The 22,118-nt window shown below is 59.8% G+C and carries 17 protein-coding genes; 11 read left to right on the top strand and 6 right to left on the bottom strand.

What is annotated here, in order from left to right; genetic code table 11:
* Window position 1: 1 nt before the first annotated feature.
* Window positions 2-703: a response regulator gene (locus PMI32_RS10565; protein ID WP_008031130.1), complete on the bottom strand. Its 702-nt coding sequence runs from the start codon at window positions 701-703 to the stop codon at window positions 2-4.
* Between the two features lie 268 nt (window positions 704-971).
* Between PMI32_RS10565 and PMI32_RS10570 the strand changes: the two genes are divergently transcribed.
* From PMI32_RS10570 to PMI32_RS10580, 3 genes are all read left to right on the top strand, one after another.
* Entirely contained in the window at window positions 972-2,129 is a 1,158-nt protein-coding gene (locus PMI32_RS10570; RefSeq protein WP_008031128.1) for an efflux RND transporter periplasmic adaptor subunit, read from the top strand.
* A 15-nt stretch (window positions 2,130-2,144) separates the two neighbouring features.
* Window positions 2,145-5,243 carry a multidrug efflux RND transporter permease subunit gene (locus PMI32_RS10575; RefSeq protein WP_008031125.1) on the top strand — a complete coding sequence of 1,033 codons (3,099 nt, stop codon included), beginning with the start codon at window positions 2,145-2,147 and terminating at the stop codon, window positions 5,241-5,243.
* Window positions 5,244-5,418: 175 nt separating this feature from the next.
* Window positions 5,419-6,060, top strand: a complete 642-nt coding sequence (locus PMI32_RS10580) for a DUF1345 domain-containing protein (protein WP_008031124.1) — start codon at window positions 5,419-5,421, stop codon at window positions 6,058-6,060.
* 37 nt (window positions 6,061-6,097) lie between these two features.
* Here PMI32_RS10580 and PMI32_RS30320 read toward each other — a convergent pair whose 3' ends face one another.
* Entirely contained in the window at window positions 6,098-8,032 is a 1,935-nt protein-coding gene (locus PMI32_RS30320) for a fibronectin type III domain-containing protein (protein ID WP_008031122.1), read from the bottom strand.
* A gap of 212 nt (window positions 8,033-8,244) precedes the next feature.
* Here PMI32_RS30320 and PMI32_RS10585 point away from each other — a divergent pair, with 212 nt between their 5' ends.
* From PMI32_RS10585 to PMI32_RS10615, 7 genes are all read left to right on the top strand, one after another.
* Entirely contained in the window at window positions 8,245-9,084 is an 840-nt protein-coding gene (locus tag PMI32_RS10585) for an AraC family transcriptional regulator (RefSeq protein WP_008031120.1), read from the top strand.
* Between the two features lie 52 nt (window positions 9,085-9,136).
* Window positions 9,137-9,745 carry a LysE family translocator gene (locus PMI32_RS10590; RefSeq protein WP_008031117.1) on the top strand — a complete coding sequence of 203 codons (609 nt, stop codon included), beginning with the start codon at window positions 9,137-9,139 and terminating at the stop codon, window positions 9,743-9,745.
* Window positions 9,746-9,883: 138 nt separating this feature from the next.
* Complete coding sequence (locus tag PMI32_RS10595) at window positions 9,884-10,909, top strand: LacI family DNA-binding transcriptional regulator (RefSeq protein ID WP_008031114.1); 1,026 nt, start codon at window positions 9,884-9,886, stop codon at window positions 10,907-10,909.
* 159 nt (window positions 10,910-11,068) lie between these two features.
* Complete coding sequence (locus PMI32_RS10600) at window positions 11,069-11,851, top strand: sugar phosphate isomerase/epimerase family protein (RefSeq protein WP_008031112.1); 783 nt, start codon at window positions 11,069-11,071, stop codon at window positions 11,849-11,851.
* Window positions 11,844-12,824 (top strand): sugar kinase, encoded by a 981-nt coding sequence (locus tag PMI32_RS10605; RefSeq protein WP_008031109.1) that lies wholly within the window; start codon window positions 11,844-11,846, stop codon window positions 12,822-12,824. Before PMI32_RS10600 ends, PMI32_RS10605 begins: the two co-directional genes overlap by 8 nt.
* Window positions 12,825-12,953: 129 nt before the next feature.
* Window positions 12,954-14,252 (top strand): MFS transporter, encoded by a 1,299-nt coding sequence (locus tag PMI32_RS10610; RefSeq protein ID WP_008031107.1) that lies wholly within the window; start codon window positions 12,954-12,956, stop codon window positions 14,250-14,252.
* A 21-nt stretch (window positions 14,253-14,273) separates the two neighbouring features.
* The gene (locus PMI32_RS10615) at window positions 14,274-15,251 is read left to right on the top strand and encodes a bifunctional glyoxylate/hydroxypyruvate reductase B (RefSeq protein WP_008031106.1); all 978 of its coding nucleotides are present in this window, start codon (window positions 14,274-14,276) and stop codon (window positions 15,249-15,251) included.
* Window positions 15,252-15,365: 114 nt separating this feature from the next.
* Here PMI32_RS10615 and PMI32_RS10620 read toward each other — a convergent pair whose 3' ends face one another.
* The gene (locus PMI32_RS10620; protein ID WP_008031105.1) at window positions 15,366-16,553 is read right to left on the bottom strand and encodes a pyridoxal phosphate-dependent aminotransferase; all 1,188 of its coding nucleotides are present in this window, start codon (window positions 16,551-16,553) and stop codon (window positions 15,366-15,368) included.
* Between the two features lie 319 nt (window positions 16,554-16,872).
* Here PMI32_RS10620 and PMI32_RS30895 point away from each other — a divergent pair, with 319 nt between their 5' ends.
* Window positions 16,873-17,136 (top strand): LuxR C-terminal-related transcriptional regulator, encoded by a 264-nt coding sequence (locus tag PMI32_RS30895; RefSeq protein ID WP_317853280.1) that lies wholly within the window; start codon window positions 16,873-16,875, stop codon window positions 17,134-17,136.
* On the opposite strand, the gene PMI32_RS10625 is transcribed toward PMI32_RS30895, so the two are convergent.
* From PMI32_RS10625 to PMI32_RS10635, 3 genes are all read right to left on the bottom strand, one after another.
* Window positions 17,088-17,462, bottom strand: a complete 375-nt coding sequence (locus PMI32_RS10625; protein WP_008031104.1) for a hypothetical protein — start codon at window positions 17,460-17,462, stop codon at window positions 17,088-17,090. The genes PMI32_RS30895 and PMI32_RS10625 overlap by 49 nt on opposite strands.
* A 137-nt stretch (window positions 17,463-17,599) precedes the next feature.
* Window positions 17,600-19,801, bottom strand: a complete 2,202-nt coding sequence (locus tag PMI32_RS10630) for an autotransporter outer membrane beta-barrel domain-containing protein (protein WP_008031103.1) — start codon at window positions 19,799-19,801, stop codon at window positions 17,600-17,602.
* A gap of 176 nt (window positions 19,802-19,977) precedes the next feature.
* Window positions 19,978-21,936 carry a hypothetical protein gene (locus PMI32_RS10635; RefSeq protein ID WP_008031102.1) on the bottom strand — a complete coding sequence of 653 codons (1,959 nt, stop codon included), beginning with the start codon at window positions 21,934-21,936 and terminating at the stop codon, window positions 19,978-19,980.
* Between the last annotated feature and the right edge of the window lie 182 nt (window positions 21,937-22,118).

Raw genomic sequence — 22,118 nt, 5'->3', positions numbered from 1 at the left:
CTCAGCATTCCCACTCGGAACGGCTGAACAGGTAACCCTTGCCCCAAACAGTCTTGATCTTGCGCGCCTCGCCGGCGTGGTCGTCGAATTTACGCCTCAGTTTGGAAATCGCCACGTCCACCGAGCGGTCGGTGCCGTTGAATTCGATACCGCGCAGGCGTTGCAGAATCTGGTCGCGGCTCAACACTTCGCCGGCATGCCGGGCCAGCACCACCAGCAAGTTGTATTCGCCGCTGGACAGCTCGACCAGTTGTTCACGCCAGGTCACGGTGCGTTCAGACAGGTCGATGCACAAATTGCCCATGAGGATGCGGTCGTTGGCGGTCTGCGGTTCGCTGAGGCTGCTGCGGCGCAACAGTGTACGAACGCGGGCCAGCAACACGCGGGGTTCGCAGGGTTTGGTGACGTAGTCATCGGCGCCCATTTCCAGGCCCAGCACCTGATCGTGGCTGTCGTCGCGGGCAGTGAGCATCAGAATCGGCAGCGTGGCCGAATCCGCGCGCAACAAGCGACAGACTTGCAGGCCGTCGAGCCCCGGCAACATCAGGTCGAGGATCACCAGGTCCGGCGGATTGACCCGCGCACGCTCGCGCACGTGGTCACCGCGGCTGATCACGCTGACGGAGTAGCCGTTGCGTTCCAGGTAGCTGGAAATCAACTCGGAGAGCGCGGTGTCGTCTTCGACCAGGAGGATGTTGGGCATGGGTGTTTCCAGGGAGTTCTATGGCGACTGTTAGATCGTTATCGCCGGCAAGCCAGCTCCTACAAGGATCAGCGCGATTTCAGAATAGACGCATGACCTGTAGGAGCTGGCTTGCCAGCGATCGAGCGCGAAGCGGTCGCCAAGGATATACGCCCTCACCCGTGCCTGAGCAAAACCATTACACAATTTCACACAGCACCAACAAAGCTTCACCGCTACCCTCGTCGCCTCCCCGTAGGATGCGGGAGTTCATTATTGGGGTATTTACATGTCGAAGAACCTGCTTGCCAAGCTCAGCCTGCTTGCCCTGGCGTTGACGCTGAGCGCGTGTGACAAATCCACGAGCGCTGAAGAGCAGGCGCCGTTGGCCACCGTGCGCATCGAGACCATCAATCCCCGGCCCCTGTCGATCACCAGCGAACTTAGCGGACGGATCGCCGCGCCACGTATTGCCGAAGTACGCGCCCGTGTCGCCGGCGTGGTGTTGCAACGCGCCTTCCACGAAGGCAGCGACGTGAAAAAAGGCGACGTGTTGTTCCGCATCGATCCGGCACCGTTCAAGGCTGACCTGGACAGCGCCGAAGCCTCGCTGCGCAAGGCCGAGGCCAACGCCTTCCAGGCCAGGCTGCAAGAACAGCGCTACGCCCAGTTGATAGAAGGCAATGCCATCAGCGGCCAGGATTACGACAACGCCCGGGCCGCCGTACGGCAAACCGCCGCTGAAGTCGCGGCCAATAAAGCCGCCGTGGATCGAGCGAAATTGAATCTCGGGTACGCCACCGTCACCGCCCCCATTTCCGGGCGCATCGGCCGCGCGCTGGTCACCGAAGGCGCATTGGTCGGGCAGAACGAAACCACGCCGCTGGCATTGATCCAGCAGTTGAACCCGATTCATGCCGACCTCACCCAGTCGACCCGCGAACTCAACGACCTGCGCCGCGCCTTCCGTTCCGGCCAGTTGCAGGAAGTGGGTCAGGGTCAGGCCAAAGCCACGCTGATTCAGGATGACGGCAGCCTCTATCCACTGCCGGGCAAACTGCTGTTCACCGACATCACCGTCGACCCGGGCACCGGCCAGATCATCCTGCGCAGCGAGTTTCCCAACCCGGACCTCGACTTGCTGCCGGGCAGCTTCGTGCGGGTGCGCCTGGAACAAGCGGTGAACCAGCAAGGCATCAGCGTGCCGCAACGCGCCATTCAACGCGACAGCGCGGGTGTTGCGCAGGTGCTGGTGCTCGATGCGGAACTGCGCGTCGGCCAGCAAACCGTAGAGCTGGGCGCCGTGCAAAACGATCGCTGGATCGTCACCGCAGGCCTCAAGTCTGGCGACCGCATCGTCATCGAAGGCCTGCAACACGCCAAGCCCGGCGAGAAAGTACAGATCGACGATTCCCCTCTTCCACTTGCCCAGGTTTCTGGTCAGTAAGCAGGACGCTTTTCTATGCCGCAGTTCTTTATCGACCGCCCGGTGTTCGCCTGGGTGGTTGCCCTGTTCATCCTGCTGGCCGGTGCCCTGTCCATTCCGCAATTGCCGGTGGCGCAGTACCCCGATGTCGCGCCGCCACAGATCGAAATCTACGCCGTGTACCCGGGCGCCTCGGCGCAAACCGTGGACGAAAGCGTGGTCAGCCTGATCGAGGAAGAGCTCAACGGCGCTGATCACCTGTTGTATTTCGAATCGCAAAGCAGCCTCGGCAGCGCCACGATCAAGGCGACGTTTCAACCGGGCACCAACCCGGAGATGGCTCAGGTGGATGTGCAAAACCGCCTGAAAGTCATCGAGTCGCGCCTGCCGCAAGCGGTCAACCAGCAAGGTTTGCAGGTGGAGAAAGTCTCCGCCGGTTTCCTGCTGCTGATTACCCTGACCTCCACTGATGGCAAACTCGACGACGTGGCGCTCAGCGATTACCTGGCGCGCAACGTGATGAACGAGATCAAGCGCCTGGACGGTGTCGGCAAGGCCCAGTTGTATGGCGCCGAGCGGGCGATGCGGATCTGGATCGACCCGCAGAAACTGATCGGTTTCAACCTGACACCGGCCGACGTCAACGCGGCCATCGTTGCGCAGAACGCCCAGGTTTCGGCCGGCAGCATCGGCGACCTGCCGACCCGCACCACCCAGGAAATCACCGCAACCGTTCTGGTCAAAGGCCAGCTGTCGACCCCCGAAGAATTCGCCGACATCGTGCTCAAGGCCAATCCGGACGGTTCCACCGTGCGCATCGGTGATGTGGCGCGGGTCGAGATCGGCAGCCAGGAATACCAGTTTGGCACGCGTCTGAACGGCAAGCCGTCCACCGCTGTCGGCGTGCAATTGTCGCCCGGCGCCAACGCCCTCAGCACTGCGACGCTGGTGCGGGCGAAGATGGATGAACTGGCGCGCTACTTCCCGGCCAATGTGGAATACAAGATCCCGTACGACACCTCGCCTTTCGTCAAAGTCTCGATCACCAAAGTGGTTTACACCCTGATCGAAGCGATGGTGCTGGTGTTCGCGGTGATGTTCCTGTTCCTGCAAAACTTCCGCTACACGCTGATTCCGACCCTCGTGGTGCCAGTGGCGCTGATGGGCACCTTTGCGACCATGCTCGCGCTGGGGTTCTCGATCAACGTACTGACCATGTTTGGCATGGTGCTGGCCATCGGCATTCTGGTGGACGACGCCATCGTGGTGGTGGAAAACGTCGAACGGATCATGGCCACCGAAGGCCTGTCGCCCAAAGAGGCGACGCGCAAAGCGATGAAGCAGATCACCGGGGCGATCATCGGCATCACTCTGGTGCTGGTCGCCGTGTTTATTCCAATGGCGTTCATGCAGGGTTCGGTCGGAGTGATCTACCGGCAATTCTCGCTGTCGATGGCCACCTCGATTCTGTTTTCGGCCTTCCTCGCCCTGATCTTGACCCCGGCGCTCTGCGCAACGCTGCTCAAGCCGATTGCCAAGGGCGAGCATCACGCCAAGGGCGGATTCTTCGGCTGGTTCAACCGACGCTTCGAGCAACTGACCGAGCGCTATCAGGGCTGGGTCGCTTATGCGCTGAAACGCAGCGGTCGTTACCTGCTGATCTACGGCGTGCTGCTGATCGGTCTGGGGCTGTGCTTCAGTCGCCTGCCCTCTTCGTTTCTGCCAGTGGAGGATCAGGGTTACACCATCACTGACATTCAACTGCCACCCGGCGCGAGCAAAAATCGCACGGTGCAGGTGGTCGAGCAGATCGAAGCGCACAACGCCACCGAACCGGGCGTCGGCGACAGCACGGTGATTCTGGGTTTCAGCTTCTCCGGCAGCGGGCAGAACGCGGCGCTGGCGTTTACCACGTTGAAAGACTGGTCGGATCGCGGCAGCGACGACTCGGCGAGTTCGATTGCCGACCGCGCCAACATCGCGCTGAGCCAGATCAAGGACGCCATGGCGTTCTCGGTCCTGCCGCCGCCGGTGGACGGCCTCGGCACCTCCAGCGGTTTCGAGTTCCGCTTGCAGGACCGTGGCGGCCTCGGCCATGCCACGCTGATGCAGGCGCGTACCGCGTTGCTGGCGGCCGCCGAGAAAAGCCCGATCCTGATGAACGTGCGCGAAAGCGCGCTGGCCGAAGCGCCGCAAGTGCAACTGATCGTCGACCGTAAACAGGCGAATGCGCTGGGGGTTTCGTTTGCCGACATCGGCAGCGTGCTGTCCACCGCTGTGGGTTCGGCTTACATCAACGACTTCCCCAATCAGGGGCGGATGCAGCGAGTCGTGGTCCAGGCTGAAGGCGATCAACGCAGTCAGGTCGCCGACCTGCTGAAGATCCACGTGCGCAACAGCAGCGGGAAAATGGTGCCGCTGTCCGCCTTCGTCCAGGCCAAGTGGACTCAGGGCCCGGCCCAATTGACCCGTTACAACGGCTATCCGGCGATCAGTATTTCCGGCGAGCCAAAACCGGGTCACAGCACCGGTGAAGCCATGGCGGAAATCGAGCGACTGGTCGCGCAAGGGCCAGCGGGCCTGGGCCAGGAATGGACCGGGTTATCGCTGCAGGAACGGCTGTCCGGCAGCCAGGCGCCAATCCTGCTCGGGTTGTCGCTGTTGATCGTGTTCCTGTGCCTGGCGGCGTTGTATGAGAGCTGGTCGATTCCGACTTCGGTGCTGCTGGTGGTACCGCTCGGCGTGCTCGGCGCGGTGTTGGCCGTGACCTTGCGCGGGATGCCCAACGACGTGTTCTTCAAGGTCGGGCTGATCACCATCATCGGTCTGTCGGCGAAGAACGCGATCCTGATCATCGAGTTCGCCAAGAGCCTGTACGACGAAGGCCACGACCTGATCGACGCCACCCTGCAAGCCGCGCGTCTGCGCCTGCGGCCAATCGTCATGACGTCCCTGGCGTTCATCCTCGGCGTCGTGCCGCTGGCGATCGCCACCGGCGCGAGCTCGGCAAGCCAGCAAGCCATCGGCACCGGGGTGATTGGCGGGATGATCACCGCGACACTGGCGGTGGTGTTTGTGCCGGTGTTTTTTGTGGTGGTGATGAAACTGGTGCGCAAGCGCCACAAAAACATCTGACCGCACACATCCCCTTGTAGGAGCCGGCTTGCTGGCGATGACGTCTTTTCAGGCGATAAATATATCGACTGACACACCGCTATCGCCAGCAAGCCGGCTCCTACAGGGATCGTCGTTGGTCAGAGGGGGCCACGCTGGGCTAAGGTGTTTGCATACCCTGGCCCATCGAGTTCACATGCCCTTCCTCGCCCGTACCCACCCTCGCCTTTCCGCCGCTGCGACTCTCGGTGTCGCGGTGGGCATTCTGGCTCCTTCCGATTCGATCATCAGCAAAATCCTCTACGGCTGGAACGCCGGAGTCTGGACGTATCTGGTGTTGATGCTCTGGCTTACCACGCGCTCCAAAGCGCCTGACGTGAAACGCATTGCCGAAGTCGAAGACGAGAACGCCGGGTTGGTGCTGCTGGTGGTGTGCATCGCCGCAATCGCCAGCCTGGCGACCATCACCTTCGAGCTCGCCGGCAGCAAGGACCTGGAAACCACACGTAAGCTGCTGCGTTACGGGTTTACCGCGTTGACCGTGATCGGCTCATGGCTGCTGATCGGGGTGATTTTCAGCGTGCACTACGCGCGCCTGTTCTACACCTGGAACGGCAAGGACCCGGCACTGCGTTTTGCCGAAGGTCTGACTACCCCCAACTATTGGGACTTCCTGTATTTCTCGTTCACCATCAGCGTGGCGGTGCAAACCTCCGATGTCGGCGTGGCCACTCGGGATTTGCGCAAAATTGTGCTGGCGCAATCGTTGATCGGTTTTCTGTTCAACACGGCGATTCTCGGGTTTTCGATCAACATTGCTGCGGGGTTGTTTGGATGAAAGTGCCATGAACCCTCGACAACCTTGAGTCCACTTTTTACCGAGTGGTGAACTCTGCAAGCAACGGCAATGAACCTCCTAGGGCATTCCTGGCTGTGATGTTGACCTTGTAATGGGTGAGTGGAAGCAAGACAGGTTTCAAGACGGTGTTGAATGACTCGTGCTGGAGGTCGTTTCCCTGGGGGCCGGTCAAGACGATCTTGTAGCGGCTCACCTCCTCCATATCATCCGGCGCATCCCATTCCAACGTGGGAAACAAACCGGGCTGAGTAAACCGGAAGTTGGTAGGTGGATTCGATGGCGGTCTTTCGATGACGACAGATACTGCGGCGGGCTCAGAGACATTGCCGGACAAATCCATTGCGCAGACCTCAAATGAGTACGTGCCGGGAAGCAAGTCGACGGCTGTATAGCTAGTCAGCGGCGTGCGATCAAAGTATTCGTGGTTGTTGTAAATCACATAATCATGAATGCCAAAATCGTCTGTTGATTCCTCCCATGTCAGCGTGACGGTATCGGTGGCTACTTCGGTCGCGCTCAGATTTTCCGGCTTGCCGGGTGGGGTCACGTCCTTTGGTATATGGACCAGAATGGTCGGTTCGGATAGCTGTCCGTAAACGTCGAAGGCCGCAACGCTGATTGAATATTCGACATTGGGGATCAGGTTCTGCAGGCGATAAAAATCAAAGAGGAGTACGTCCTTCAAGTGCTCGTCATTCAGCAGGATTCTTACGCCACTGACAGGATTCTCCACTGGGTAAATCCACTTCAGCATTACCGAGGTGGCGTTCGCCTCAGTGAGACTTACCTGCGGAGCGGAAGGCCGCGGTGCAGGTGCCTGCCCCGTCGTTTTGAACACAGCAGCGGGGCTGCATGCGGACAGGTTTCCATCCTTGTCTTGTGCGCGCACGAACACCCAGTGAAAGGCACCGCTGGTTAACTGTGTAAACGTGAGATGAGTGTCCGGAGTGTGGAAAAGAAGCAATCCATTGAGGACCACTTGATAGCGGGCCACGCCGATATTGTCACTTGAGGGTTCCCAGTTCAGGGTCACCGAGTTGTCGGTGATATCGCTGGCGACTGGCGTCCCGGGTTGATCCGGAGGAACGTCGTCCACCACGGTTTTCTCGAGCAGCCCCACCTCGGAAACTTCGCCATCCAGTTGAGCATGGACCGCGAACCTGAGGTGGTGCGGAACAGGGCCGGGCGAAACATCCGACATCTTGAAGTGATGCCAACAAACTCCTGGGTCAGCAGTGAAAGTCTGGCCATTGATGGAGAGCTCATGACTTGGGAATGTTTTGAAAGCCGGGTCCCATAGCAGTCGGCAGTTGCCATTGCTTTGGCTGAACCTCAGGTTTGAGGGCGGACGCAGCCTGGTTTTGAAGGTAGCGAAGCTCGGTTCGGACACCCCGGCACTGTTGACTGCTCGCACCTCAACGCGATAGACGGTATGACTTTGCAGGTGCGTGAGTTTGACTTCAGGATGGCTGACCCTTTTAACGAGTGTTCCATTCAAATAAACCCTGTAGCTATTGTTACCCCACTCAGGAGCTGAAGGCGTCCAAGACAAAGTCATCGAGGCATGGGTCAAGTCGCGTAATTCCGGCTTGCCCGGCTTGGTAGGCGCAGTAAGTTTGGAAAAGCGAACAGCGCTGGGTGTTGAAATATTATTCCCGGCTGCTTTGGCCGTGACATAAAGCAAATATTCGACGCCTGCATTCAATCCACTGAGTTCGCAAGGCGGCCGAACCACTGTTTGCGGGACGATGCCCTCTCCGTAAACATCATAGCCAATGGCATCCGGGCATAAATGGCACGTTGCGTAGGGCTCGTCCCAAGTCAACTGGGCGGTGTTGGGCGAGGTGCGCCGTCCTCGTACATTACCGGGGGAGCAAATTCGCACTCCAGAGTCAGAAACAGATTCAATCAGCGCTTCGGTTTGGCCGCCGGGTGCATCGTAATTGCTCATGGTGTGCCTGCTCACGCAAGTAAATTCAACTCAGTAAAACTGATGCCTGTCGCTTGTACCACTATCAACCCTGATAGTGGCGCGACAGCTTTGCTTGTGCTAAAGCTGGCCTGTTCGAGGTGTCAACGTTTGGCGCTTCGTGCACAAACGTTCTAGGCACCGCCCTCGCCACGAGCGTTAAATAACCCGGCAATCCGTCTCGCAGGTGCAGCATGACCACTCACAACTGGATCGACCTGGCCCAGGACGCCGACACCGGCATCGAGACGCTGCGCGCGCATTTCGAGGGGCACGCCTACGATCCGCACTGGCATGACAGCTATCTGGTGGGCGTCACCGAGCAAGGGGTGCAGCAATTCAACTGCCGGCGGGCCCGGCACCAGAGCACGCCGGGCAAAGTGTTTTTGCTCGAACCGGGTGACATCCACGACGGCGAAGCACCGACGGTCGACGGTTTCACCTACCGCATGCTGTACCTCGACCCGCAGTGGTTGAAGCGCGAACTCGGTGCCGTGTTCGACAACGCGCCGGACAACAGTCAATTGAGCTTCGCCAATACCCTGGCCACCGACGTGCGCCTGGCCCACGCCACCAGCCTGGCGTTTCAGGCCCTGCACAACGGCGAGCTGAAAATCGTCCGCCAGACTGCCCTCGACGGTTTGCTCGAACGCCTCACCACTCACCTGCACTGGCGTGCCCGTTATGGCGAAGACCCGCGATTGCCGTTGGTGGCGCAGAAGGCTCGGGAGTATCTGCACGCCCATGCCCACGAGGACATCGGCCTCGACCAACTGGCCGCCGCAACGGGCGTCGATCGCTTTCGCCTGACCCGCGCGTTCAAAGCTGCTTACGGCATCGCCCCGCACGCCTATCTGGTGCAATTGCGCCTGGCCACGGCCCGCAGAATGCTGGCCCGAGGCGAACAACCGGCCACGGTGGCCATGACGCTGGGGTTCGCCGACCAGAGTCATCTGGGCCGCTGGTTCGTGCGGGCCTACGGCCTGACGCCCGCGCTGTATCGCAAGCGCTGCTCAAATCTTCCAGACAGTTAACCGTGGGATTGTGAAGATCGACTTCAAAGATCTTCATCGGAGTTTGCCCGCGATGCTGTCCACTTTCCCGACGTTACTGCCCTTCCTGTTGTTTGCGTTCGTGGCGTCGATCACGCCCGGCCCGACCAACATTCTGGTGTTGAGCAACAGTGCCCGATACGGCTTGGTGGCCGCCGTGCCGATCATCTTCGGCGCCTGTGCCAGCGCCGCGACAATTGTGTTGTTGGTCGGCAGCGGTGCCGGGGCGTCGTTGACCGCTTGGCCCTTCGTGCAAACCGCGATGCAGTGGATCGGCGTCGCCTGGCTGAGTTACCTCGCCTGGCAGATTTTCAACGCCCCGGCAGAAGCCGTCACCACCCAGAATGCCGACGCCCGGCTCGGTCTTTTGGGCGCTGCCGGCCTGCAACTGATCAACCCGAAAACCTGGATGATGGCGCTGGCGGTTGTCAGTGTATTTGCCGGGGCCGGCGAACAGCGCCTGGCCCATGTGATGGTTTTGTCGCTGGCGTTCTTTCTGATTTCCCTGCCCTGCCTTGGGGTCTGGGCCTTGCTCGGCGCGGGCTCCACGCGCTGGTTGCGTTCACCTCGCTCAATGCAACGCTTCAATCGCAGCATGGCCCTTTTGCTGTTGGGGTCGGCCTGGTTGAGTCTTTGGGCCTGAATCCCATTCGTCGGCCATTGTCGGACAATCGACGATGCGGGGCTTGACGGCGTATTTGCTTTTGGTGTCTTCTGAAACCGGTTTCAGTGCGTTCTCAAACGCACGGACCTTATAACTCCAATAAGAAGGTTTCAGGCCGTGAACGATTTCTCCGCCGCCCAGCGCAGCCGCGTGACCATGCTTGATGTCGCCGAACATGCCAAGGTCTCCAAGGCCAGCGTGTCGCGGTTCATCGGCGAGGATCGCGCCTTGCTGTCCGATGCGATTGCGTTGCGCATCGAACAGTCGATTGCCGAACTGGGCTATCGCCCGAACCAGATGGCTCGCGGTCTGAAACGTGGACGAACCCGCCTGATCGGCATGCTGGTCGCCGACATCCGCAACCCTTATTCGATTGCCGTGATGCACGGGGTGGAAACCGCCTGCCGTCAACACGGCTACAGCCTGGTGGTGTGCAACACCGACCGCGATGACGAGCAGGAATGCCAGCACCTGGCCCTGCTGCGCTCGTACAACATCGAAGGGCTGATCGTGAACACCCTCGGCCACCATCGCGACGAATTGCAGGAACTGCATCGAGAGATGCCGCTGGTGCTGGTGGACCGCAAGGTCGAGCACCTCGAAAGTGACATGGTCGGGTTGGACAACCCGGCAGCGGTCGAGATCGCCATCGCCCACCTTGAAGAACGCGGTTACCGCGATGTGCTGCTGGTCACTGAACCGTTTGACGGCACCAGTTCGCGGATCGAACGGGTCAGCAGTTTCAAGGCGCAGATCGCCCGGCGTTCGGCGCTGCGCGGAACGATGATCGAAACCGGCAGTGACCTCACGGCAAACCTCAAAACCTTTCTCGATACACCCGGCCCCGGCCCGAAGGCGCTGTTCTGCGCAAACGGGATTGCGGCGCTGGCCGCGACCCATGCGCTGCGCGAATTGCAGTGCACGTTGTTCGAGGATGTCGGCTTGATCGCCCTCGATGATCTGGATTGGTACCCGCTGGTGGGCAGCGGCATCACCGCCCTCGCCCAACCGACGACTGAGATGGGCGCGAGTGCGTTTGAATGCTTGCTCAAGCGCTTGCGCGGGGATGACGGGCCGGTGCGGACGATGGATTTTTCGGCGCGGTTGATTGTGCGTGGGTCGACCAGAGGGAATCTTCGGTGAATGTGAAGGCCTCATCGCTAGCAGGTAGCTCCCACATTGGATTTGCGAACATAGCGCCACTGTGGGAGCGAGCCTGCTCGCGATGAGGCCCGAAAGACCGCCACAAAATTTCATCTTTTTTTTGAACAAAAATGAAACCGGTTTCAGAGGTCCATGACAATGCATAAACCACCCGTTTCCATCAGCCTCTCCAGCTACGGCGCCGACCTCGTCCGCCAGCGCGGTCAAGGCAGTTTCATCGATATCCTCGCCGCTGCGGGCGCCAGCCACATCGAATGGCGCGAAGAACTGCTGACTGTTGAAGACCCCGCCCAACTGGCCGATGCCACCCAGGCGCAAGGCCTCGAAAGCGTGTATTCCTCGCCGATGGAATTGTGGCTGGCCGGCCAGTCGAAACCCAATCCGCAACTGATCACCGCCCTGCAACGCGCCCAGGCCTTCGGCGCCAATTGGCTGAAGGTGTCCCTCGGTTACTTCACCGACACCAGCGACCTGCAAACCCTCGCCCGGATCCTGGGCAAAAGCGCCGTGCAACTGCTGGTGGAAAACGATCAGACCCTGCACGGTGGCCGCATCGAACCGTTCCAGCGTTTTTTCGCAGCGGTCGAGCAACACAATCTGCCGATCAAAATGACCTTCGACATCGGCAACTGGCACTGGCAGGACCAGTCCGCCAGCAGCGCCGCGCGCCTGCTCGGGCGTCACGTCGGCTACGTGCACTGCAAAGCCGTGTCACGCCGGGCCGACGGCAAACTGGTGGCCATGCCGCCTGCTGCCAGCGACCTGCATTCGTGGGAACAACTGCTGCGGCACATGGCCCAAGGCGTGATGCGGGCCGCGGAATATCCGCTGCAAGCCGATGACCTGGTGCAGCTCACCACCGAGCATGTCGCCGCCCTCGCCCACTTGGGGCAAGCACGCCTGGAGAGCGCTCATGTCTGAGATCGATATCCTGTCGTTCGGCGAAACCATGGCGATGTTTGTCGCCGATCAAAACGGCGACCTCGCCAACGTCGACCACTTCCACAAACGCATTGCCGGGGCCGACAGCAACGTCGCCATCGGCTTGTCGCGACTGGGGTTCAAGGTGGCGTGGCTGAGCCGGGTCGGTGACGACTCTCTGGGGCGTTTCGTGATCGACACCTTGAAAAAGGAAGGCCTGGATTGCAGTAACGTTGCCCTCGATACCGCACACCCGACCGGGTTTCAGCTCAAGTCGCGCACCGACGATGGCGACGATCCCAAGGTCGAGTACTTTCGGCGCGGCTCGGCGGCGAGTCATCTGTCGCCCCAGTCGATCATCCCCGAACTGCTCAAGGCGCGGCACTTGCACGCCACCGGCATTCCTCCTGCGCTGTCGGAAACGGCGCGACAGATGTCTTTCGAACTGATGACGCGCATGCGTGAAGCCGGGCGCAGTGTGTCCTTCGACCCGAACCTGCGCCCGAGCCTGTGGGCCAGCACGCAACAGATGATCAGCGAAATCAACCGCCTCGCCGCCCTCGCCGACTGGGTTCTGCCGGGTTTGAGTGAAGGTCGTTTGCTGACCGGCTATGAAGACCCGGCTGACATCGCCGCGTTTTACCTCGACCAGGGAGCCGAAGCGGTGGCGATCAAGCTCGGCCCGCACGGCGCGTATTACCGCACGCATCTGGATGAAGGTTTCGTGGCGGGTGTGCCCGTGGAAACGGTGGTCGACACGGTCGGTGCCGGTGACGGGTTTGCCGTCGGCATGATCAGCGCGCTGCTGGAAAACTACAGCGTTGCCGACGCCGTGAAACGCGCCAACTGGATTGGCAGCCGTGCGGTACAGAGTCGCGGGGATATGGAGGGGTTGCCGACCCGATCCGAAATGTCCGCCGAATTTGAACCCGCCTTCGCGAGCAAGCCCGCTCCCACAGTGGATTTGTGTTGAACATAAATTAAATGGCCGACACAGAACCCATGTGGGAGCGGGCTTGCTCGCGAAGAGGCCCGCACAGTCACTAGAGATTTAAACCCGTTACCTGCTGCGACAAAAACAACAAGCTCAGGAGCACCACTCATGAAAACCGCAACGCTCGCCACCCGCCGCTGGTGGTACATCATGCCCATCGTGTTCATCACCTACAGCCTGGCGTACCTGGACCGCGCCAACTACGGATTCGCCGCCGCCTCCGGGATGGCCGCCGACCTGATGATCACGCCTGGCCTGTCGTCGATGCTCGGCGCACTGTTCTTCCTCGGCTACTTTTTCTTCCAGGTGCCGGGCGCGATCTACGCGCAAAAACACAGCGTCAAGAAGCTGATTTTCGTCAGCCTGATCCTCTGGGGCAGCCTGGCGACGCTCACCGGGATCGTCTCCAACGCCTACTGGCTGATCGTCATTCGCTTCATGCTCGGCGTGGTCGAAGCGGCGGTGATGCCGGCGATGCTGATCTACCTGTGCCACTGGTTCACCCGTGCCGAACGCTCGCGGGCCAACACCTTCCTGATCCTCGGCAACCCGGTGACCATGCTCTGGATGTCGGTGGTGTCGGGCTATCTGGTGCAGCATTACAGCTGGCGCTGGATGTTTATCATCGAAGGTTTGCCGGCAGTGCTCTGGGCGTTTATCTGGTGGCGCCTGGCGGATGATCGTCCGGCCCAGGCCAAGTGGCTCAGCGACGCCGAAAAGCACGATCTGGAAAGCGCCCTCGCCGCCGAACAAGTGGGCATCAAGGCGGTGAAGAACTACGCCGAAGCCTTCCGCTCGCCGAAAGTGATCATCCTGGCCCTGCAATTTTTCTGCTGGAGCATCGGCGTCTACGGCTTCGTGCTGTGGCTGCCGTCGATCCTCAAGGCCGGCGCGCAAATGGACATGGTTGAAGCCGGCTGGTTGTCGGCGCTGCCGTATCTGGCGGCGGTGATCGGGATGCTGCTGGTGTCCTGGGGCTCGGACAAACTGCAAAAGCGCAAACGCTTTGTCTGGCCGCCGCTGCTGATCGCCTCGATTGCGTTCTACGGATCGTACGCGCTGGGCGCCGAACACTTCTGGTGGTCGTACACCCTGCTGGTGATTGCCGGGGCCTGCATGTACGCGCCTTACGGACCGTTCTTCGCGATCATTCCGGAAATCCTCCCGGCCAACGTCGCCGGTGGCGCCATGGCGTTGATCAACAGCATGGGCGCGCTCGGCTCGTTTGGCGGCTCTTGGCTGGTCGGTTACTTGAACAGCTCTACCGGTTCGCCGGGCGCGTCGTACCTGCTGATGAGCGGCGCGCTGATGTTTTCGGTGGTGCTGACAATTTTCCTCAAGCCCGGCGCCAGCGACCGGGAACGTCCTGCGGTTGCGCCAACACGCCCGACCGCCGCCCATCCTTGAATTGATGCAGAGATGAATACGATGAAAAAGCAGGTCGTGCTGTACAAGAAACTCTCGCCGTTGCTGATGGCTCGCCTGCATGAGCAGACCGACGTGACGCTGATCGACAACCTCGACGCCGATGGCCTGGCGCAACTGCGCGAGGCCCTGCCCCGCGCTCACGGGTTGCTCGGTGCCAGTCTGAAACTGGACGCGGGCCTGCTGGATCTGGCGCCGAATCTACGCGCCATCGCCAGCGTTTCGGTGGGCGTCGACAACTACGACATCGACTACCTGACCGAGCGGCGAATCCTGCTCAGCAACACCCCGGACGTGCTCACCGAAACCACCGCCGACACCGGTTTTGCGCTGATCCTCGCGACGGCACGGCGCGTGGTGGAACTGGCGAACATGGTTCGTGCCGGCCAGTGGAACCGCAACATCGGCCCCGTGCATTTCGGCAGCGATGTGCACGGTAAAACCCTGGGCATCATTGGCATGGGGCGGATCGGCGAAGCGTTGGCCCAACGCGGGCATTTCGGTTTCGGCATGCCGGTGATCTATCACAGCCACTCGCCGAAACCGGCGGTGGAACAGCGCTTCAATGCGCAATACCGCAGCCTGCCGGAGCTGTTGCAGCAGGCTGATTTCGTTTGCCTGACATTGCCGCTGACAGTGGAAACCGAGGGGCTGATCGGTGCCGAACAGTTTGCGCTGATGCGTCCAGAGACGATCTTCATCAACATTTCACGGGGCAAAGTGGTGGACGAAACGGCGCTGATCGAAGCGTTGCGTTCCGGGCAGATTCGCGCAGCGGGGCTGGATGTGTTCGAACGCGAACCGCTGAACCCGGACTCGCCGCTGTTGCAACTGAACAACGTGGTGGCGACGCCGCACATTGGCTCAGCGACCCATGAGACGCGCGAAGCGATGGCGACGTGTGCGGTGGACAATCTGCTGGCAGCGTTGGCGGGTGAGCGGCCGAAGAATCTGGTGAATACGCGGGCGTGGAAAAGCTGAGGTTTGCGTCGCCTGTCAGTCAGTCATCGCTGGCAAGCCAGCTCCTACAGGGATTGCGTTAATTTCGGACAATGCGCAAACCTTGTAGGAGCTGGCTTGCCAGCGATGGGGCCCTCAGGCCCGGCGAGCCTCCAAAAGATCCGCCGCACACAACGCAATCCGCCGACACGCATCCGCCAGTTTCCGTTGATCCACCACCAACCCGATCCGGATGTGCCCCGCCGCGCTCGGCCCGAACGCTTCGCCGGCCAGCACCGACACGCCATAGCCCTCCAGCAACCGCTCGGCAAATCGCTGGGCGCACACCCCGGTCTGGCGCACATCGACCATCACAAACATCCCGCCATCGGGCCGAACCGCCCGCAAACCCGGGCATAAGTTCAGATTCGCGCACACCAGGTCACGGCGTTGACGGTATTCCTCGCGCATCATCGCCACTTCCGGCAGATCCCCCTCCAGCGCAACCTGCGCCGCCTTCTGCACAAAATCCGGAATGCCGAACAGCATGCACAATGACAGATGTTCCAGATGGTCAATCAAGGGTTTGGGCCCGATCACCCAACCGACCCGCCAGCCGCTCATGGCGTGGGATTTCGACAGGCTGTTGAGCGTCGCGGTGCGCTCGGCCATGCCGGGCAGGCTGGCCGGGCTGATGTGCTCGCCCTCGTACAACAGATCGCTGTAAACCTCGTCACTGATCAACCACAGATTGTGCCGAATACACAGCGATGCCAGTTCCTGCCAGATCCTGAGTGACAGACTGGCGCCGGAAGGGTTGTTCGGACTGTTGAGCAAAAGAGCGCGGGTTTTCGGCGTGATCCGTGCCGCGACATCCACCGGATCGACGCGAAAGCCGTTCTCCGGACGCACCGCCACCGGCACCACTTTCGCCCCGCAGGCGCCGAACACGCCTTCATAAGTCACGTACATCGGTTCGGCGACGATCACTTCATCGCCCGGATCGAGCAGGCACTGCACGACCGAATACACCCCGCACTGGGCGCCGGGCGTCACAATCACCTGATCAGCATCGACCTCCTGACCGCTGCAACGCCGGTGACGGCTGACGATGCTGTCGCGTAGCCCGCGACTGCCGCGCACTTGCGAGTAATGCGTGTCGCCAGCCAGCAGGCTGTCAATGCACGCCTGGACGATGGGGCGCGGCGTATCGAAGTCCGGATCGCCCACCGACAACAGCAACACATCGACGCCCTGCTCTCGTAATTCCAATGCTCGGTAATGAATCTGCCAGGCCGCAGCGCCGTCTCCGGCAATTCGTTGGGTCAAGGCTGAATAGCGCATGTATTTCTCCAATCGCGCGTGTTCCTAGTCTCAACCCTATCTCAAATCACGCAACGCGCCAGTACCGCAGTGAAATCGACGAACGGGTTAGCCGACAGAAATTCAGCGATATCTCCTACTGACTGGGGCTCCTTTGCTGACAGTCAATTCCGCTGAGTCCGATTAAAGTCCGCCACCTGTAATTTGTGACAGGTTCCAAGTGGGGTGATTCGCGCTATAAGGAAACCGAGCCTCCAGCTCTCAAACCAGGTGCCTGAAGGACGGCCGCGCGAACCATCCCATCAAGCTGTAGGAAGATTCCGCCGCGCCCACGCCGTCAATGATGATGAATGGGAGATTCAACTATGTACCGTGCCAATACCGTGTCGGTTCAATCATCGCCAGACCAGGCCAATTTCCAGCCGCAAGCGTGCCCCCCCCTAAAGCGATCAAGCTGACCGCTCGGGAAAAGGAGCTTTTGCAGTGGACGGCCATTGGTAAATCGTCCTGGGAAATCGCGCAGATCGTCCAATGCACCGAGGCTGGTGTGAATTATCAAGGAAATGATCGGTCCGGGACGCCGCCCACGTTGGTCATGATGTAGCTGATCTGATGCTCGCCCGCAGGCAATTTGTCGGCGGTGATCTCGATGTAGTAATCGGCAGGATCCATGGGCGTGGTCCATGTTCGGGTGCCGATGACGTTGGACTCGTTGTCATCCAGGAACACATCCACCCTCTCAGTCCCCTGTGGCGGCGGCGCGTCATACCAGGGTTTGAACTCGACACGCAGCGGATTGGCCGGATCATCCCAGGCCGAACGGTGCAGCAGGTTGGTTTCCCCTCCGGGTTTATCGACAAGTGGTGCCGGATTTGTCCACGGTGGCGTCATCCTGGGAGGGAGTTGATGGATGGAGCTGGGTGCTGACATGTCATGTTCTCCTTGCTGAAAATCGGACCTGCCGGAACAGGGAGTCCGGGTGTCCACAAATCCTGATGAACATTCAATGCCGTGTCGGGACGGGCACCGGACTTGTCCGGTGCCGTTAACCTCATGAGGCTGCGCGCTTACCAGTTATAACGCGCACCCAGGTTGAACCCCCACGGCTGGTCGATCTTGCTGCCGTTGCTGTAATCGACATCGGCATGAATGGAGACCTTGTCGCTCAGCGACAGGGCCACACCGGCCCCCAACTCCCCACGGGAGCCCGAGAGATCGTTGTTGAAAGTGTTGTCGTTGACCTGCACTTCATTGTTGTTGGCGAATTCGTGTACATACGCGGCGCGAATGTAGGGCTGCACGACCTTGTCATCCCACTTGAAGTCGCGTCCGGCGGTGGCCCCGGCCTTGGCCAGCAGTGAACGGGTGCGACTGCCTTCAGCGGACAGGCCGTTATCCAGGTCGTAGTTTTTGCCCTGAATGATCACGCCCGACAGTTGGGTAAAGGGTTCAAAAAAATAGTCGTCAGCCAGCTTGATATGGCGGCCGAACTCCAGGGACGCGCCGACGCCATGGCTGTCGTAATTGCCCTTGGTTTTTTTGCCATCGCTCAGGTGCACATCGGACTCGTTCTGGAAACGGTTGAGCTTGAGCACACCATCGAAGTAGTAGCCACTCGGCTCATCCAGCCAGGTGGTGTAGGCACCCAGGTAGTAGCTGTTGATCGTGCCGCTGGTGCCATGGCTCAAATCCAGATCAGACTTGCTGTAACCCCCCAGCAGACCCACCAGCCACTGCCCGTCCCCCATCGGCAACGGCGCATCGGCACCGAACGACAGGCCTTGCTGGACTTGTTGGTAAGCCACGCCCGAGCTGGCGTCGACGTTGAACTTGTTGCCATAGGCGCGAATCCAGCCACCGGCCTTGCCGTGGTCCATGCGCACTTCGCCCATGCGTGTGCGCAGGAGGCTGAGCTCGCCATACCAGGCGGTCGGCGCGGCGTTGAACAGGGCGATCACCGATTGGGTCCCCGGGCTGGCGGTACGCGTGAGGGTATTGAGGTACCACTCGGTGCTGTTCAACTGGTCCAGGTTGTAGGAGAACGCGCCCAGATCCACGGCGCCACCAGCCAGGGTGAACGTTGCATCGCCGCTTCCGATCTGGATAACACGAATGGAGCCGCTGCCCGCCGGTTCCGTGCCACTGGCATCAATCGCCACGGTGTGATTGCCGGTGGCCGCGCCAGTCACCGTCAGAGTATCGACCTGACCGGTCGCGAAGTCGGTGTGCATATGGAACGTACCGCCGGACCCCGACAACGTGCCCACGCTCAACTTGAAGAACTCGCCTGGATTGCCGAACTGGATGGCACCGCCGTTCATGGACAGGTTTTCCACTTCACCATCACCAACCATGATCCAGCGCGCATTGCTGTTGACCCCCAGGTTCTGCACGTTCAGCAGACGCCCGGTCAGGGTGGCGGAGTCTTCCAGCAGCACATTGGCCGTGCTGGTGCCGTCGGCGACGATATCGCCGATCAGGTGACTGCTACCAACCCGCAAATTGCCTTCGGCGCCGTTGCGCACATCCATCAGGATGCCGTTGCTGGCCGACAGCGTGGAGCCGTTGAGTACCGCAATATCGGCTTTGGCAGCCCCGACCCCCAAGGTGTCGACGACAATCGCCGAGCCGTTGAGGCCTTGAACGTTGGTGCGGTTCAACACCAGCGTGCTGGTCGCATCGAGCCCAATATCGGGAAGAATCTCGATCCCGTTTTTACTGCCGGTGATCGAACTGTCAATCAACTCGGCCGAGCCATTGAACAAACGCAGGCCGGCCGCGTTGGGGCCGGTGCCGGTCACGGTCGAGCCTGTCAGCGTCAGGTGGCTCAAAGCGTTGACCGTGACACCGTTAGTCACGCCGGTGATCACACTGTTGCTGACGGTTGCAGTGGAACCTTGATTGCCTGCCGCATCGCGGCTGATCGCCAGGCCGATGCGGTCGCTTGAAATGTTACTGCCGGCAATATTCGCGGTACCGGCATTCAAATGCACACCATTGGCGCCCGTGGCCTGTACGGTGCTGCCAGTCAGGTTCAGGGTGGAGTTGTTGACGGCAATATCTCGGGTCTGGGCGCCGTTGGCATTCAAGGTCGACGCACCATTCAACACGTAGTTGTCGGGGGCGGTGGTGACGTCAATGTCCAGGACCTCACCAGGGTTCAACACCCTGGCGTGCCCCATTTCACTGATCAGCAAAAAAGGCGTGATGGATAGCAATTTCAAAGCACGGGACAGCGGATGTGGCTTGAACAAGTGAACCGTGGACATATAGGCACCATGAATGGGTGAAGATGGACAGCGGCGCAGGCTATAGATCGTGAATCCAGCGGTATGTAGGACTTATCCGAAGGACAGTGCGAAAGATGGATGCTGGGTGTCAGGCGAAACGGGTGCCACCGTGGCACCCGCTCTTCCTGCTTAAGCGATTTTTTCCATGAGCCTGTTCAAGGCGCGGGCGGGATGTTGCAGCTGCCCTCGCCCTGCGACAAGTAGACGCGTGTATTGGTGGGCGTCGATGCGGCAGGTTTTCCCGTGACGGTGTATCTCACTTCACCCTTGGCCAACGGCACAGTTTTCGACCAAATGGGCAGGAGCATAGTGGCGTAGGGGCCGATGTGGCAGACAATCCCTTCCCTCTCCTGAGCCTCGGAGATATCGGCAAACGTAAGTGTCAGGTTGGTTTCAAGCACCGGATTGGCAAAATCCTTGTAACCCTTCCACTCCACTACGACAGTGTCGCCTCGCTTCATATGAGGGTTTGGCGGGATCAAGTATTCGATGCCCAATACGGGGGTTGTATCAGCGCTCCAGCGAAGCGAGTTACAGGTCAGCCATCCATTCGCATTGGTGTGCCGGGGTTCAGCCTCAGGCAATGTGAGCACCAGGAATTCGATCTTCACGTCTGTACGAGGTTTGGGTTCCTGGGGGTTCACGTGGGCAGGGTTGGTCAACTTGTACCAGACCGGCATGGCCGCACTGGGGCCATGGCTGCGAATATCGTCCCAGTCGAGGGCGATCTCGATAGTCTCACCCGCGGTGTCGTTGGCGACATCGATGACACGGGGAGTACCGATGGGCGTTCCATTCCACATGACCTGGTACGAATCGCCATTTTCCAGTGGATCGACGAGCTCTATATGTGCGTTGATTTCCTTGTCTTCATCGGAAGCGATCAGTTCGTTTTTGACGCCCGACTCACCTACAATCGTGACCTCTTTGAGGTTCGGGTTGCCCGGTTCCGGATCAGGGTTCTCCGGCCCCGTAGTAGAAAGGTTGCATTTGACGATCTCAATGTCTGAGGGGAAAGGTTCCACACCTCGCAGTACTTCGTACACCAACTCGACATCCACAACGCCTGTCCTGTCGCCGTACTCGTCCAAAATCATCTCCCAGGGCACAAAGATTTTGGTTCCGGTTGATGGATTTCCGCCAACAGGGGTGCCTGGTTCAAGCTTTAGATGCTGCCATGCGACAACAATTGTATCGGTGGACTTACCATTGGGAATGTGGGGAATATTGACCAGGACCCCACCATCCACGATATCCGAACGAAGCAGCTCACCACCGGTGGCGTCCGTTACTGTGGGTTTGGTCAGCAATGGAACAGGCAAAGGATCGAGCGCTACCGACATGAGTTCATACAAAGACAACGCGCTGATGTTGCCGGCCTTGTCGATGAGGACATAACCGCCACAGCATAGGCCGTCACCGGCATCGATGAACTTGTCTTTTGGAATTCTTACCGTCCCGCCCGGGGCAATGTCCTGCGGACCGATCAGGTCAATATCTTCTGGCTTCTCGGGTAGCTCACCTTTCAGCCAGCCAAAAGCAACTTTAACGTCGGCGCTATCGCCATCCCATAACGGAATCGTTGCTTCAAGATAATCATTCGTGCCAAACGATGCATCAGTGATGGGAGGGGTAACGGCAAACACCATTTTTTTTGGAGGCGTCGTCCCATTGGGCGGAGTTTTGTCGATTTGGATGCGAACGCGATTCGACCAGTCTTTTACCGTCCCCGAGTTCTGGTGTTCGTACCGGAGGTCAAAAGGACCTTCGTTGGCCGTATCCAGAAAAAACGTGCTGGGAATAGTGAACACCAACGGTGCCCAGGTATCCCCACCGGTAAAGGAATGTTCCTGGAGATCTGTCCACTCGTTACTGTTCGCACGCGTAATTTGCAGCCTGAAATACTCGGTGAACGTAGGGGGTACGGTATTATCCCAAGTGGTAATCGTCGTCGTTTGATCTACTTCGAGCAGTCTTCTGGGGATCAACCCTTGCGGGTCCCCAGGCAACACAAAATGAGATACGTTCGGGTCCTGCACCGCCAGTGGCGCTATCCCGCCAGAGGTGGATTCGCGTGACGCCAGCTTCTGCTCTTTTTTATCTGAACCAGCCATGTTGTCGCTCTCCGTATACGCAACCTGGCGCCATGGAGGTTCCATGGCGCGTCAGTTCGAAAAGCAGACCGAATACTGCGGGGCACTACCAAAACGCATCCCGTCGTTCTGCGCATAGGAGAAGTAAACCGTTTTTCAGAAGACTGCGTAACTGTCAAAGTTGACAGGTATCTGCTGTTTTT

The sequence above is a fragment of the Pseudomonas sp. GM60 genome (genome assembly GCF_000282415.1).
Classification (GTDB): domain Bacteria; phylum Pseudomonadota; class Gammaproteobacteria; order Pseudomonadales; family Pseudomonadaceae; genus Aquipseudomonas; species Aquipseudomonas migulae.
This window is presented reverse-complemented; position numbering and strand designations above follow the sequence as displayed.